Source organism: Brevundimonas sp., assembly GCF_051860745.1.
Taxonomy (GTDB): Bacteria; Pseudomonadota; Alphaproteobacteria; order Caulobacterales; family Caulobacteraceae; genus Brevundimonas.
In genome coordinates, this window is sequence record NZ_JBHYDN010000006.1 from 77,307 (window position 1) to 90,169 (window position 12,863).

Genomic DNA, 12,863 nt, shown 5'->3' on the forward strand with positions numbered 1-12,863 from the left:
CGGATCATGCAGCCTTGCCGTCTGTGGATGGAAGGAGTCGTTCGGCGCCCGTCACGCTTGAACCGCGCCGTTCGTAAACCACATACTCATCCGAAGGCCGCTGAATGGCGGGCCGAGTCGAAACGGCGGGGCACAGACGCTCCGCACGCCGCCGCGGCGGGTCCGAGATCAACGAGGACCCTGTGAGAGTTGCATCATGCCAGAGACCCAAAGTCCGACCAAAACCCTGCCCGTCCTGCCGCTGAGAGACATCGTCGTCTTTCCGCACATGGTCGTGCCGCTGTTCGTGGGCCGCGAGAAGTCGGTCAAGGCGCTCGACGAGATCATGAAGGGCGAAAAGCAGATCCTGCTGGCCACCCAGAAGAACAGCGTCGATGACGACCCCTCCGCCGACGCCATCTATCCGATCGGCGTGCTGGCGACCGTACTCCAGCTGCTCAAACTGCCCGACGGCACCGTCAAGGTGCTGGTCGAAGGCAAGAGCCGCGCGCACCTGACCAAATTCACCGACCGCACCGAGTATTTTGAGGCCGAGGCTGTCGAGATCGCCGACGATCCGGGCGAGCCGGCCCAGTCCGAAGCCCTGCTGCGCGCCGTGATCGAGCAGTTCGAAAACTATGTGAAGCTGAACAAGAAGGTGCCGCCCGAGGCCCTCAGCTCCATCCCCCAGATCACTGACCCGTCCAAGCTGGCTGACAGCGTGGCGGCCCATCTGTCGGTCAAGATCGCCGACAAGCAGGGTCTGCTGGAAACCATCGCCGTCCCGGCCCGGCTGGAGAAGGTCTACGGTCTGATGGAGGGCGAGATTTCCGTCCTCCAGGTCGAGAAGAAGATCCGCTCGCGCGTGAAGCGCCAGATGGAGAAGACCCAGCGCGAATATTATCTGAACGAGCAGATGAAGGCGATCCAGCGCGAGCTCGGCGAGACCGACGACAGCCGTGACGAGATCATGGAGCTGGAGAAGCGCATCCGTAAGACGCGCCTGTCCAAGGAAGCCCGGACCAAGGCCGAGGCCGAGGTCAAGAAGCTCCGCAATATGAGCCCGATGTCGGCGGAATCGACGGTGGTCCGCAACTACCTTGACTGGCTGCTGTCGATCCCCTGGGGCAAGGCCAAGACCAAGCCCATCGACCTCAACAAGGCCGAGGAGATCCTCGAGGAGGACCACTACGGCCTCGAGAAGGTCAAGGAACGGATCATCGAATATCTGGCGGTCCAGGCGCGCACCAACGCCCTCAAGGGGCCGATCCTGTGCCTCGTCGGTCCTCCAGGCGTCGGCAAGACCTCGCTGGCCAAATCGATCGCCAAGGCCACGGGCCGTGAGTACATCCGCATGTCGCTGGGCGGCGTGCGCGACGAGGCCGAAATCCGCGGCCATCGCCGGACCTATATCGGCTCCATGCCGGGCAAGATCATCCAGTCGATGAAGAAGGTGAAGACCACCAACGCCTTCATCCTGCTGGACGAGATCGACAAACTGGGCGCCGACTGGCGCGGCGATCCGACCTCGGCCCTGCTCGAGGTGCTGGACCCGGCCCAGAACAACGCCTTCGGCGACCACTATCTCGAGGTCGACTACGACCTGTCCAACGTCATGTTCGTGACCACGGCCAATACGCTGAACATGCCCCAGCCCCTGCTGGACCGGATGGAGATCATCCGGGTGTCGGGCTACACCGAGGACGAGAAGGTCCAGATCGCCCTGCGCCACGTTCTGCCCAAGGTGACCGCAGAGAACGGCCTCAAACCAGCGGAATTCGTTGTGCCGGAAGCCGCGATCCGCGACCTGATCCGCTACTACACCCGCGAGGCGGGCGTGCGCTCGCTGGAGCGCGCTCTCGGCGGCCTGGCCCGCAAGTCGGTGCGCGAGATGGCCCGCGAGAAGACGCTGTCGATCACCATCGACGACGAGAAACTGGCCAAATACGCGGGCGTGCGGAAATACCGCTACGGTGAGACGGACGAGGAGGATCAGGTCGGCATTGTCACCGGCCTGGCCTGGACCGAGTTCGGCGGCGAGATCCTGACCATCGAGGCGATCAAGATGCCGGGCCGCGGCCGCATGACCGTGACCGGCAACCTCAAGGAGGTGATGAAGGAGTCCATCTCCGCCGCCGCCTCCTATGTCCGGGCCCGTTCGCTCAGCATCGGCGTCAAGCCGCCGGCGTTCGAGAAGACCGACATCCACGTGCACGTGCCGGACGGCGCCACGCCCAAGGATGGTCCCTCGGCCGGCGTGGCCATGACGGTCGCCATGGTCTCGGTCCTGACCGGCATACCGATCCGCAAGGACATCGCCATGACCGGCGAAATCACCCTGCGCGGCCGGGTCACCGCCATCGGCGGGCTGAAGGAGAAGCTGCTGGCGGCCCTGCGCTCGGGCATCAAGACGGTGCTGATCCCCGAGGAGAACGAGAAGGACCTCGCCGAGGTGCCTGACAATGTGAAGTCGGCGCTGGAGATCATCCCGATCAAGACCGCCGACGAGGCCCTGAAATGGGCCCTGACCGGCACGCTGACGCCGGTCGAATGGGACGAGGCTACGGATCCGCTGCCGACCGCCCCGCCGGTGCAGGACCCGGGCGCGGTGGTCGCAACGCACTGACGAAAAGAAGCCCTCTCCCGTTGGGAGAGGGCTTGAGCGCACGAGCGCGAAGCGGTCGTCCTTGCGCGAAAGGGTGAGGGTCGACTGTCCGGGGGCGGCTTCGCCGCTCGAACCATCCGACCCTCATCCGGCGCTGCGCGCCACCTTCTCCCAATGGGAGAAGGACCGGCTACAGCGAGTCCACCATCACCAGCTCCGCATCGTCCTTCGCCGTGATCGTGATCTCGGCCTCGTCCTTGATCGCCGCGCCGTCGCGGGCGTTCAGGGGCGTGCCATTCACCTCGACCGCACCGAGCGCCGGCACCAGATAGGCGCGTCGGCCCTCGGCGAGGCTATAGGTCAGGCTCTCACCGGCCTTCAGGGTCGCGCCCAGCACCCGGGCGTCGGCGTTGATGGTCAGGGCGTCGTCGGCCGGATCGCCCGAGGCCAGGACCTGGAACCTGCCGGTCCGGTCCGACTTCGGGAACGGCTTCATGCCCCAGCCGGGCTTCGCCCCCGGCTTGTCGGTCTCGATCCAGATCTGGAACAGGGTCGTCATCTCGTTTTCGAGGTTGAACTCGGCGTGACGTACGCCCGTCCCCGCGCTCATCACCTGCACGTCGCCCGCGCCGGTGCGGCCGCGGTTGCCCATCGAGTCCTCATGGGTGATGGCCCCGGTGCGGACATAGGTGATGATCTCCATGTCGGCGTGGGGGTGAGGCGGAAAGCCGGACTGGGCCGCGATCTCGTCGTCGTTCCAGACCCGCAGCCGGCCCCAGCTCATGCGGTTGGGATCGTGGTAGTTGGCGAAGGAGAAATGGTGTTTGGCGTTCAGCCAGCCGTGGTTGGCGCCGCCGAGGGTGTTGAAGGGTCGAACGTCGATCATGGGGATGCTCCCGGGACTCCGAGGGTTATGAACCTCGCTGGCGCCTATATAGGCAACAGTTGCGGTGGCTAAAAGGGGTCACCCCACCTGCGCCCGGTGCCGCAGCATCGCATCCGCCAACACGCAGGCCGCCATCGCCTCGACCACCGGCACGCCGCGGAGAGCGACGCAGGGGTCGTGACGACCCCTGGTGCGGACGTCGGTCTCGGTCCCGTCGCGGGTGATGGTCTGGCCCGGCGTGAGGATGGAAGAGGTCGGCTTGAACGCCACCCGCGCCGTCAACGGCTGGCCTGTCGATATGCCGCCCAGCACCCCGCCCGCATGGTTGGACAGGAAGACTGGTGCGCCGTTCTCGCCCAGCCGCATGGCGTCGGCGTTCTCTTCGCCCGTCAATTCAGCCGCGCCGAAGCCCGCGCCGATCTCGACGCCCTTGACCGCATTGATCGACATCATCGCCGCCGCCAGTTCGGCGTCCAGCTTGCCATAGATCGGCGCGCCCCAGCCCGCGGGCAGGCCCGTGACCTCAAGGGCCACCACGGCCCCGATCGACGACCCCGCCTTGCGCACGCCGTCCAGATACGCCTCCCACGCCGGCACGACCTCGGCCGAGGCCGCGAACAGTGCGTTGTCATGGACTGCGTCGAAATCCACCGCCCCGGGCGCGATCCGGTGCGGCCCCAGCTGGATTACCCCGGCGCGGATCCGCACGCCGTCGCCCAGAACCTTGCGCGCCACCGCCCCAGCCGCCACCCGCATCGCCGTTTCGCGCGCCGAGGACCGGCCGCCGCCGCGGTGATCGCGGACCCCGTATTTGGCCTGATACGCATAGTCGGCGTGGCCGGGACGATAGGCGCGGGCGATCTCGCCATAGTCCCTGGAGCGGGCGTCCTCGTTGTCGATCTGGATGGCGATGGGCGCTCCGGTGGTCACCGGGCCGTTACCGTCGTCGAACACGCCCGACAGGATGCGCGCCGTGTCGCTTTCCTGACGCTGGGTCACGAAACGGCTGCCGCCGGGCTTGCGCCGGTCCAGCCATGGCTGCAGGTCGGCCTCGGTCAACGGGATCAGCGGCGGACAGCCGTCGATGACGCAGCCGATCGCCGGCCCGTGGCTCTCGCCCCATGTCGTCACGCGAAACAGATGGCCGAATGTGTTGTGGGACATGGTCAGCGGAGCCCGTGGGCTGTGACACCGAGGCGCTGCGCCACGGCGAACATGCGTTTGTCGCGTGTCCACAATGCCGTTGCCTCGAACAGTCGCGCAGAGGCGATCAGGTGGGCGTCCACCCAGCCAATGCCGCTCCCGTTCAACCGGTTGGCTTCGATCATCTGCAACACTTCCTTGTCGTCCGCGACGGTCGCCCCAGGCATATCAGAAAGATCGGCGAGAAAGCTCGCCCGCCGGGGGAGATTTCCCAGTGCGAGCTCGCCGAGGATGAAGGGGTGCATCAAGACTTCGCGCACGATCAGACGCGTGCTCAGCTCCGGCGAAGGCGAACGAAGATGATCCGTCCAGATCGAGGTGTCGGCCAGGATCACGGATTTCAGTCCTCCTGAACCGACCACGGCCGTCCGCGCGGCCCCGGTTCGAAGTCGGGCGCGCTCCCTCCCATCCGGGCGAGCCTGCGCGAGGCCTCGAGCTCGATCAGGGTTCTCAATGCGTGGTGGACAATGGCCGAGGTCTCGGTGAGCCCCGAATATTTGGCCGCCTTGGCCATGAGTTCATCGTCGAGGGTCAGGGTAGTTCGCATCCCGGATGTCCGCATCAAAAATTGTATCAATGATGCACTATTTGATGCGCTCCCGCAATCTCACGCCGCCAGCCGGTCCGGCGTCCAGACGCGCGTGAACCGCACCAGCAGGTCTTCCGCTGCCGAAGGCGCGTCCTCGGACGGCTCCAGCGTCACGAACAGGTGCCCCTGCGGCCGGGCGCCCCGGGCCGGCAGGCCCAGCCCCTTGAGCCGCAGCCGTAGCGGCTGATGCCCCGCGACCAGCCAGGCCGAGCGCCGTCCCGCATGGGTCTCGACTTCCAACCGTCCGCCGTCCGCCAGCAGGCGAGGGGATACCGGACAGGTCATATAGAGGTCGTCGCCGACCGCGCTCAGCCCGTGCGCGCCGCGCACCAGCACCGGCAGATAAAGGTCCGCTCCGTCATCGCCCGCCGCCTTCAGCCTCAGATGCTCGCCGGTGCGCAGGCCGGCTGGCGCACGGACGCGCAGCAGGCGCCCGCCGATCCGGACCTCGACCGCCCCGCCGTTCAGGGCGTCGAGCGGACTGATCGCCAGAATCGGGGCGACGGGTGGCGGCGCCGCGGGGGCGGCCAGCGCCAGGGGCGCGATCTGCCGCTGGATCAGCCGCCAGGCAGCGATCGTCTTGCGAAACCGCGCCTCGCTGCCGCCTGCGGCGTCGGGTCGCGCGGCCTTGATGGCGATCCGGAAGGCCGCAGTCAGCGCCTCGCCCTCAGCCGGGCCGGTCAGGCCAAGCAGGGCGTAGGCCTCGCGGGTCGAGGCGACTTCGGAGTGCGATCGGGCGCGCATCGGCGCACTAAGGCCCTGCACATGGTCAAGGCCCGGTTAACTGTGAAGCCTCTCCCCAGCCGGGCCGCGAGGGTCTATCTGCAATCCATGACCACACCCCTGATACCCCCCAGCCCGACCCGCGAGGAGTATGCGGAGCACTATGCCGCCGCCCTGGCCGCCAATGGCGACGAAACCATCTTCGACCGCGCCGAGCCGATCGGCCTGTTCGTTGAGTGGCTGGGCGACGCCACCCGGACCGAGCCGAACGACCCCAACGCCATGACCCTGTCGACGGTGGATGCGTCGGGCGCGCCGGACGCCCGGATCGTGCTTCTCAAGGACGTCGATGCGCGCGGCTTCACCTTCTATTCCAATCGCGAGAGCGCCAAGGGTCTCGACCTCGCCGCCCATCCCCGCGCGGCCCTGCTGTTCCACTGGAAGTCGCTGCGCCGTCAGGTCCGGGTGCGCGGCTCCGTTGAGCCCGTCACTATCGCCGAGGCCGACGCCTATTTCGCCAGCCGGGCGCGCGAAAGCCGGATCGGGGCCTGGGTCTCGGACCAGTCGCGGCCGCTTGACAGTCGCGCGGCGCTGGAAGCCGCCGTGGCGCGCGAGACGGCGCGGTTCGAGGATAAGGACGTGGCGCGCCCGGAGCGCTGGACCGGCTGGCGCATCATTCCCGACAGCATCGAATTCTGGCGCGACCGGCCGTTCCGCCTGCACGACCGGCTACGCTTCGACCGCACCGGAGTGAACTGGGCGAGGACCCGTCTCTGGCCCTGAGCCGTCAGGCCCCGTAACGGGTCAGGAAGGTGTCGACGGCGTCCTCGACGATCTCGGCGTTGGTGCGCCGGACCTTGATCTCGTCGCCGGTGACCAGCGGAACGAAGAAGACCGGATGCTCCAGCATGCCCATCAGATGCCCCGCCGCCCACGACGGTCGAGCAATCGGCCGCAGGGCGCCGGTCTTTGACTGGGCCTTCAGTATTCCGATCAGCGTGGCGCCGAAGGTCGCCTGGCCCTGGTCAAAGAACCGCCGCGCTACGGCCTGGAAGCGCGGCCTTTCCGCCATCACCAGACGGAAGACGGCCCGGACGAAGGGAGCGCTCATGAAGTCGGCGTAGGCCTCGGCAAAGCTGATCAGTTGCTGGCGGGCGTCGCCCCCGGTCGTGCGGACCCCGGCCATTTGTCGCGCGAAATCCCTGGCGGCGTCCTCAATGACGGCCGAGAACAGCTGGGCCTTGCCGCCGAACAGGGCATAGAGGGTCGCGGTAGAAACTCCCGCTTCCCGCGCAATCGGCTCGATCCTGGTCGCGGCGTATCCGTCGCTGACGAAGGCCTTGCGGGCGTACCCGAGGATCGCCTGTCGTTTGGAATCGAGGGGAATGGAAGAACCGACGCCGGGGCCGTGCATGGCATTCATCACTCGCTTAGGTTCACAGGGTGACGCGTGAGCACACGGCGGGTCAAGGGGTGATCGAACGATGTTCTCGGGATTGCCCGTTGATTATCGGCGCGAGCAGCGGATGGGTCAGCACGGGCGCGGCCAGCCGGACCACGGCCTGGGGGTCTTCGAGCCGCACCGCGGCGGTCGCGTCCGCCAAGATGAAGTCCGCATTCAACCGCGAGGGCTCGGTCAGCCGCTCATGGCCGGGGCGCACGGTCGCCAGGTACTGGGCGATCACCGAATCCGGGGTGCGCCCACGCTCGGTCTGGTCGCGCAGCAGGCGGCGGATGAAACGGATGTCGGCCGGGGTGTCGACGAACACGCGGATATCGAACAGGGCTGTCAGTCCGGGTGTGCACAGCACATGGGTGCCCTCGACGATGACGACGTCGGCGGCCCGCACCGGCTCGCCTCCCGGCTCCCGTCCATGGTGGATGAAGGAATAGAGGGGAGCCACGATGTCCCGCCCGGCCTTCAGCTCGGCGAGGTCGCGGATCATCAGCTCGTGGTCGCGCGCCGCCACATCGTCGAAGTCGAACGTGGCGGGATCGAAATCGGGCAGGCTGGCCGCGTCGCGATAGTAGGAGTCCTCGCGCAGCAGCACCGCCGCCCTGTCGGGCAGGGTCGAGACCAGGGCCTCGGCGAGCGTGCTTTTGCCGGAGCCGGAGCCGCCGGTGATGGCGATGAGAATGGGCATGAACCGGTTCTAGGGCCGCTGGAGGCGGTTCGCCAAGCGGACGGCGGGCAAGGATGACCTGACGTCACGTTGCTTATCGCCTGTGGCGCCGATAGCGTGGCCGCCAAGCGCCTCGAAAAGCAGGCGCAGCCTTGAGGGATAGTGATGCTCGGACTGATGCAGGACTGGCCGCTGACGGTCGACAAGATCCTCGACCACGCGAAGAACTGGCACGGCCATCGCGAGGTGGTGACCCGGTCGGTGGAAGGTCCGATCGTTCGCACCACCTATGCCGAGATCCATGCCCGCTCCAAGCGGGTCTCCAGCGTGCTGAAGGGCTGGGACGTGAAGGTCGGCGACCGGATCGCCACCCTGGCCTGGAACACCAGCCGCCACATGGAGGTCTGGTACGGCATCATGGGCATGGGCGCTGTCTGCCACACCCTGAACCCGCGACTGTTCCCGGAACAGCTGATCTACATCATCAACCACGCCGAAGACCGCATCATCTTCGTCGACCTGACCTTCATCCCGCTGCTGGAAGCCATCCTGCCGCACTGCCCGACCGTCGAGCGGGTCATCGTCATGACCGACGAACTGACCATGCCGGCGACCAAACTGCCGGGCGCCGAATGCTACGAAGCGCTGCTTGGGTCCGCGTCGGAAGACGTCGCCTGGGGCGGGTTCGACGAGCTGACGGCCTGCGGCCTCTGCTACACCTCAGGCACGACCGGCAATCCGAAGGGGGTGCTGTATTCGCACCGCTCGAACTTCATCCATACCCTGCTCGGAATGCAGTCCACGGTCCTGGGGCCGTCGCCGAAGGAGGTGATCCTGCCGGTGGTGCCGATGTTCCACGCCAACGCCTGGGGCATCGCCTTCGCCGGCCCGGCCTCAGGCGCCAAGCTGGTCATGCCGGGCGCCCGGATGGACGGCGCGGGCATATACGAGCTGATCGTGTCCGAGGGCGTGACCTTCTCCGCCGCCGTGCCGACGGTCTGGCAGATGCTCCTGACGCATCTGCGCGAGAACAACCTGACGATCCCGACGGTCAAACGCGTGATGATCGGCGGCTCGGCCGTGCCCGAAAGCCTGATCCGGGCCTTCCACGACGAGTTCGGCATCGAGGTGGTCCAGGGCTGGGGCATGACCGAAACCTCGCCGATCGGCACGATTTCGATCCTGACTCCGGAGCTTGAGGCCCTGCCCTATGACGAGGGCATGAAATGGCGGGTCAAACAGGGCATGCCGCCGCTCGGGGTCGAGCTCAAACTCAAGAACTACGCCGGTCAGGAGATGCCGCACGACGGGCACACCTATGGCCGGCTGATGATCAAGGGCCCGACTATTTCGGGGGCCTATTTCAAGGGCGAGGGCGGCGACATCCTCGACCATGAGGGCTTCTTCGACACCGGCGACGTCTCGACGATCGACGAGCAGGGCTTCATGCAGATCACGGACCGCGCCAAGGACGTGATCAAGTCGGGTGGCGAGTGGATCAGCTCGATCGAGATCGAGAACATCGCCGTCGGCCATCCCAAGGTCGAGCTGGCCGCCGTCATCGGCGCGGCTCATCCGAAATGGGACGAAAGGCCGGTGCTGATCGTCAAACTGAAGCCGGACGAGGTCCAGAACAAGCAGGAGCACCTCGACTTCCTGCAAGGCAAGATCGCCAAATGGTGGATGCCCGACGATGTGGTGTTCGTGGATGACATCCCGCTGGGCGCCACCGGCAAGATCGACAAGAAACTGGTCCGCGAACGGCTGAAGGACTATCGCCTGCCGACAGCGGGGGCCTGAGGCTATGGCGCGCCGCACGACCGGCGCCGGTCGGGTCCAGGTGCTGGCTCTCCTCGCCGTCGCCGCGCCGGTTCTGGTGCTGGTCGCGGCCCTGGGGACGCGGGTCGGGGCCTGGCCGGTCGGGACAGGCTATGACCTGCTGACCATGCAGGCCGGCTGGTTCCTCGCCTTCTTCGGCGCCGCGGCGGCCTTCGGCGCCCTCGCCCTGTCGTTCGGCAATTTCCGCAGATCAGGTCTGCTGGCGATCGCCGCCGTGCTGGTCGCCGGAACGACACTCGGCGGCTTCATCTGGCAAAAGGCCCGCCTTTCGGCCGGTCCCGTCGAGAACGTCAGCACCGACCTGACCGAGGTTCCGGGCTTCGGCGACCTTGGCGACGCGCGGAGCGGGCAGGGACCCGGTCCGGCCGTGGGGGCGGAGGCCTGCCCGGGCGCCCTGCCGGTCATGCGCCAGATCGCGCCCACCGCGGCCATTTACGCCCTCGAACAGGCCGGCTTCACCCTGCGCGGCGCGGGCGTGGCCCGGGCGGACGGCAGTCAGGAAGGCTTCTGGTTCGGCTTCGACCACGACGCCGTGATCCGCATCCGTCCGGGTCGCACGGACATTCGCGTCGCCGCCCGCGATCACCGGCCCCACGGCGGCGAGTCCTGCCGCATGGCGACCGCGATCAGCGAAACCCTGCGCGCCGCCGGCTGAAATCAGGCCAGCGACCAGTCCGCATCGATCGTCGGCCCGGGCGTCGCCTGCACGATCTCCGCCCGTTCCAGCGCGATCAGATGGGCCCAGACCGACAGGCTGGCCGCCGGCCACAGCCGCGAATCCACGGCGGCGTAGAGAACCGGAACCATGTCGGCGATCCGCCGGTCTCCGGCCGCCAGCCGGGTCAGAACCTGCGTCTCGCGGGCCAGCCGGTGCGCCTTGTAGGCTTTCAGAAAAGGCCCCGGCTCGGTGATCGGCGCGCCGTGGGTCGGCCAGATCGTTGAGAAGTCGCGCGCCATCACCGCGTCCAGACTGGCCATATAGACGGCCATGTCGCCGTCCGGTGGGGCCACGATGGTCGTGGACCAGCCCATGACGTGATCCCCGCTGAACAGGGCGTTCTCCTCCACGTGCACGAAGGCCATGTGGTTGGAGGCGTGGCCCGGCGTGGCCATCGCCTCGATCGTCCAGCCGTCGCCCCGCAGCCGCTCGCCGCCCGTCAGGACGATATCGGGCGAGAAGGTCTCGTCGTCTTCCTCGTCCAGCGACGCAGAGGCGTGGACCGTCCGCGCGGGGGGGCGGGCGGCCAGAACCGGCGCGCCGACGGCCTCCGCAAACGGACGGGCGAGAGGGGCGTGGTCGCGGTGGGTATGGGTGACCAGCACATGGCTGACCGTCTGGCCTTCGACCGCCGCCAGCAGGGCCGCCAGATGGGTCTCGTCCAGCGGACCCGGATCGATCACCGCCACGCCCGCCCCGACCTCGCCGCGGCCGACGATATAGGTCCCGGTCCCGGTGAAGGTGAAAGGCCCCGGATTGTTCGCGATCACGCGCCGGATCAGCGGCGAGACCGCATCAGTCCGCCCGTATTCGAACCCCGGCATTGGAACGAAAGGGATCATCAGGCGCGGCCCGCCCCTTGCGTCAGGACTTCGTAAACCTTCTGCGGAGTGCCCCAAGTGGCCGTTTCCATCGCCCTGGCTGTCTCAAATCGGCTCCAGCCTATAGCGGCGGCCTTCCTGTGTCTCATGGCGATGCAACTCGCCGTGGCGTCCTGCACGCCGGAACCGGCGCCCTACGCCACCCGTGTGGCCATCCTGCGCTAGACCATTTTTGTTTCAGGTCGAATCGACCTGAATCCAAAAAATGGTCCAGCATTATACTGGAGCGAAATCTGAGCCTTGGCGGACTGCGTCCACCAAGACCGATTTCGCTCCAGGCCCTTACAGCGGAACCCGGCCGAGGTCGTAGCCCGCCGCCGCGGCGGCCTCGCGCAGGTCTTGTGCATCCGCCCCCTTAAGCCGTTCCGCCATGGCCCAGGCCGCGGCCGAACGCATGCCGGATCGGCAGAACATCACCGTCGGTACGCCATCGGCCAGCAACTCCGCCATCGCCGCGACCTGATCCGGCCCCGGCAGGCCGGACACCGGGATCCAGGCGAAGGTCAGGCCCGCGTCCCGCGCGGCCGCTTCCATTGCGGCGGCCGGGGGCTGGTCGGGTTCCTCGCCGTCCGGACGATTGTTGATGACCCGGCCGACGCCGGAAGCCGCCAGGGCCGGCATGACGTCCGGGGAAAGCTGCGCCGAGACCGAGACGGTCGGCGACAGAGGACGTAGCGTCACCGTTACTGCCTTCGCACCCGGACCGCCCGGCTGCCGTCCACGGTCAGCAGGAAGCTGCCCAGGGCGGCCTTGCGGACCCGGACAGGCTGGCCGGGGCGATTCTGGAAGCGGACGCGTTCGGAATCGATCTGGCGCCACACGCTTCCGTCGGCCAGGCGGAAAACCCAGCGACCTTCGCCGACCAGCGAAGCGCTCTGCAGCGTCGAATCGATCGAATCGAGCTCGACCGCGCCCTCCGGACCGAACAGGCGGGGCAGCGACGGCATTTCAAAGCCGAACAGCTGGCGGCGGGTCTCGGCGACCCCGGCGCGGTCGATAACCACGACGTCGCCCTGCCGTTCAGCTGTGTCCAGGGCCCCGGCCGCGGTGTCGAAACAGACCAGCCGCGCCGCGCTATCGGCGATACCGCGGCAGGCCATCAGCCGCGCCAGCGCCTCGGGGCGTTCCTGCGCGGGCTCCGCCTGGGTCGAGAGGGTTGAAGCCGCCGCCAGCGCCGCCAGGCCGGAAATCAAAGACATCTGTTCAACCTCGATAAAGCCCGCTTCGGGACGCCCGACTTCAGTCGGACAAGAACCCCCCAGGGTCAACTCCCGACCCCCCAAAGCGCCTGTGGCGGGATCGTGGCCTAAATACGAC

15 protein-coding genes are annotated in these 12,863 nt (G+C 67.4%); 5 read left to right on the forward strand and 10 right to left on the reverse strand.

Features of this window, described 5'->3' with window-relative positions:
* Positions 1-196: 196 nt before the first annotated feature.
* Positions 197-2,605, forward strand: coding sequence for an endopeptidase La (lon, locus tag ACTIEW_RS08940; RefSeq protein WP_439477560.1), 2,409 nt, complete (start codon positions 197-199; stop codon positions 2,603-2,605).
* A 169-nt stretch (positions 2,606-2,774) separates the two neighbouring features.
* Here lon and ACTIEW_RS08945 read toward each other — a convergent pair whose 3' ends face one another.
* The 5 genes from ACTIEW_RS08945 to ACTIEW_RS08965 all read right to left on the reverse strand — a co-directional run bounded on the left by ACTIEW_RS08945 (position 2,775) and on the right by ACTIEW_RS08965 (position 6,006).
* A complete protein-coding gene (locus ACTIEW_RS08945) occupies positions 2,775-3,470 on the reverse strand; it encodes a pirin family protein (protein ID WP_439477561.1) in 696 nt (231 codons plus the stop codon).
* 78 nt (positions 3,471-3,548) lie between these two features.
* Positions 3,549-4,634: a chorismate synthase gene (gene aroC / locus ACTIEW_RS08950; protein WP_439477562.1), complete on the reverse strand. Its 1,086-nt coding sequence runs from the start codon at positions 4,632-4,634 to the stop codon at positions 3,549-3,551.
* Positions 4,635-4,636: 2 nt separating this feature from the next.
* The gene (locus ACTIEW_RS08955; protein WP_439477563.1) at positions 4,637-5,008 is read right to left on the reverse strand and encodes a type II toxin-antitoxin system VapC family toxin; all 372 of its coding nucleotides are present in this window, start codon (positions 5,006-5,008) and stop codon (positions 4,637-4,639) included.
* 5 nt (positions 5,009-5,013) lie between these two features.
* Positions 5,014-5,220 carry a type II toxin-antitoxin system VapB family antitoxin gene (locus ACTIEW_RS08960; protein ID WP_439477564.1) on the reverse strand — a complete coding sequence of 69 codons (207 nt, stop codon included), beginning with the start codon at positions 5,218-5,220 and terminating at the stop codon, positions 5,014-5,016.
* Between the two features lie 60 nt (positions 5,221-5,280).
* On the reverse strand, positions 5,281-6,006 hold the full coding sequence (locus ACTIEW_RS08965) for a DnaJ C-terminal domain-containing protein (protein ID WP_439477565.1): 726 nt from the start codon (positions 6,004-6,006) through the stop codon (positions 5,281-5,283).
* 87 nt (positions 6,007-6,093) lie between these two features.
* On the opposite strand from ACTIEW_RS08965, the gene pdxH reads away from it, so the two are divergent.
* Positions 6,094-6,768: a pyridoxamine 5'-phosphate oxidase gene (gene pdxH, locus ACTIEW_RS08970; RefSeq protein ID WP_439477566.1), complete on the forward strand. Its 675-nt coding sequence runs from the start codon at positions 6,094-6,096 to the stop codon at positions 6,766-6,768.
* Between the two features lie 4 nt (positions 6,769-6,772).
* On the opposite strand, the gene ACTIEW_RS08975 is transcribed toward pdxH, so the two are convergent.
* Together ACTIEW_RS08975 and udk are read right to left on the reverse strand one after the other, a co-directional pair.
* The gene (locus tag ACTIEW_RS08975; protein ID WP_439477567.1) at positions 6,773-7,408 is read right to left on the reverse strand and encodes a TetR/AcrR family transcriptional regulator; all 636 of its coding nucleotides are present in this window, start codon (positions 7,406-7,408) and stop codon (positions 6,773-6,775) included.
* Positions 7,409-7,451: 43 nt separating this feature from the next.
* The gene (gene udk, locus ACTIEW_RS08980; protein ID WP_439477568.1) at positions 7,452-8,129 is read right to left on the reverse strand and encodes a uridine kinase; all 678 of its coding nucleotides are present in this window, start codon (positions 8,127-8,129) and stop codon (positions 7,452-7,454) included.
* A 144-nt stretch (positions 8,130-8,273) separates the two neighbouring features.
* Here udk and ACTIEW_RS08985 point away from each other — a divergent pair, with 144 nt between their 5' ends.
* Together ACTIEW_RS08985 and ACTIEW_RS08990 are read left to right on the forward strand one after the other, a co-directional pair.
* Entirely contained in the window at positions 8,274-9,908 is a 1,635-nt protein-coding gene (locus tag ACTIEW_RS08985) for a long-chain-fatty-acid--CoA ligase (RefSeq protein ID WP_439477569.1), read from the forward strand.
* 4 nt (positions 9,909-9,912) lie between these two features.
* Positions 9,913-10,602 (forward strand): DUF1499 domain-containing protein, encoded by a 690-nt coding sequence (locus tag ACTIEW_RS08990; RefSeq protein WP_439477570.1) that lies wholly within the window; start codon positions 9,913-9,915, stop codon positions 10,600-10,602.
* Positions 10,603-10,604: 2 nt separating this feature from the next.
* Here the strand turns inward: ACTIEW_RS08990 and ACTIEW_RS08995 are convergent, their stop codons facing one another.
* Positions 10,605-11,507, reverse strand: coding sequence for an MBL fold metallo-hydrolase (locus ACTIEW_RS08995; protein ID WP_439477571.1), 903 nt, complete (start codon positions 11,505-11,507; stop codon positions 10,605-10,607).
* 57 nt (positions 11,508-11,564) lie between these two features.
* Between ACTIEW_RS08995 and ACTIEW_RS09000 the strand changes: the two genes are divergently transcribed.
* Positions 11,565-11,711 carry a hypothetical protein gene (locus tag ACTIEW_RS09000; RefSeq protein ID WP_284221743.1) on the forward strand — a complete coding sequence of 49 codons (147 nt, stop codon included), beginning with the start codon at positions 11,565-11,567 and terminating at the stop codon, positions 11,709-11,711.
* 117 nt (positions 11,712-11,828) lie between these two features.
* Here ACTIEW_RS09000 and ACTIEW_RS09005 read toward each other — a convergent pair whose 3' ends face one another.
* Both ACTIEW_RS09005 and ACTIEW_RS09010 read right to left on the reverse strand, forming a co-directional pair.
* Positions 11,829-12,227, reverse strand: coding sequence for a TIGR01244 family sulfur transferase (locus tag ACTIEW_RS09005; protein ID WP_439477572.1), 399 nt, complete (start codon positions 12,225-12,227; stop codon positions 11,829-11,831).
* Between the two features lie 2 nt (positions 12,228-12,229).
* Positions 12,230-12,745, reverse strand: coding sequence for a hypothetical protein (locus ACTIEW_RS09010; RefSeq protein WP_439477573.1), 516 nt, complete (start codon positions 12,743-12,745; stop codon positions 12,230-12,232).
* Positions 12,746-12,863: the final 118 nt, after the last annotated feature.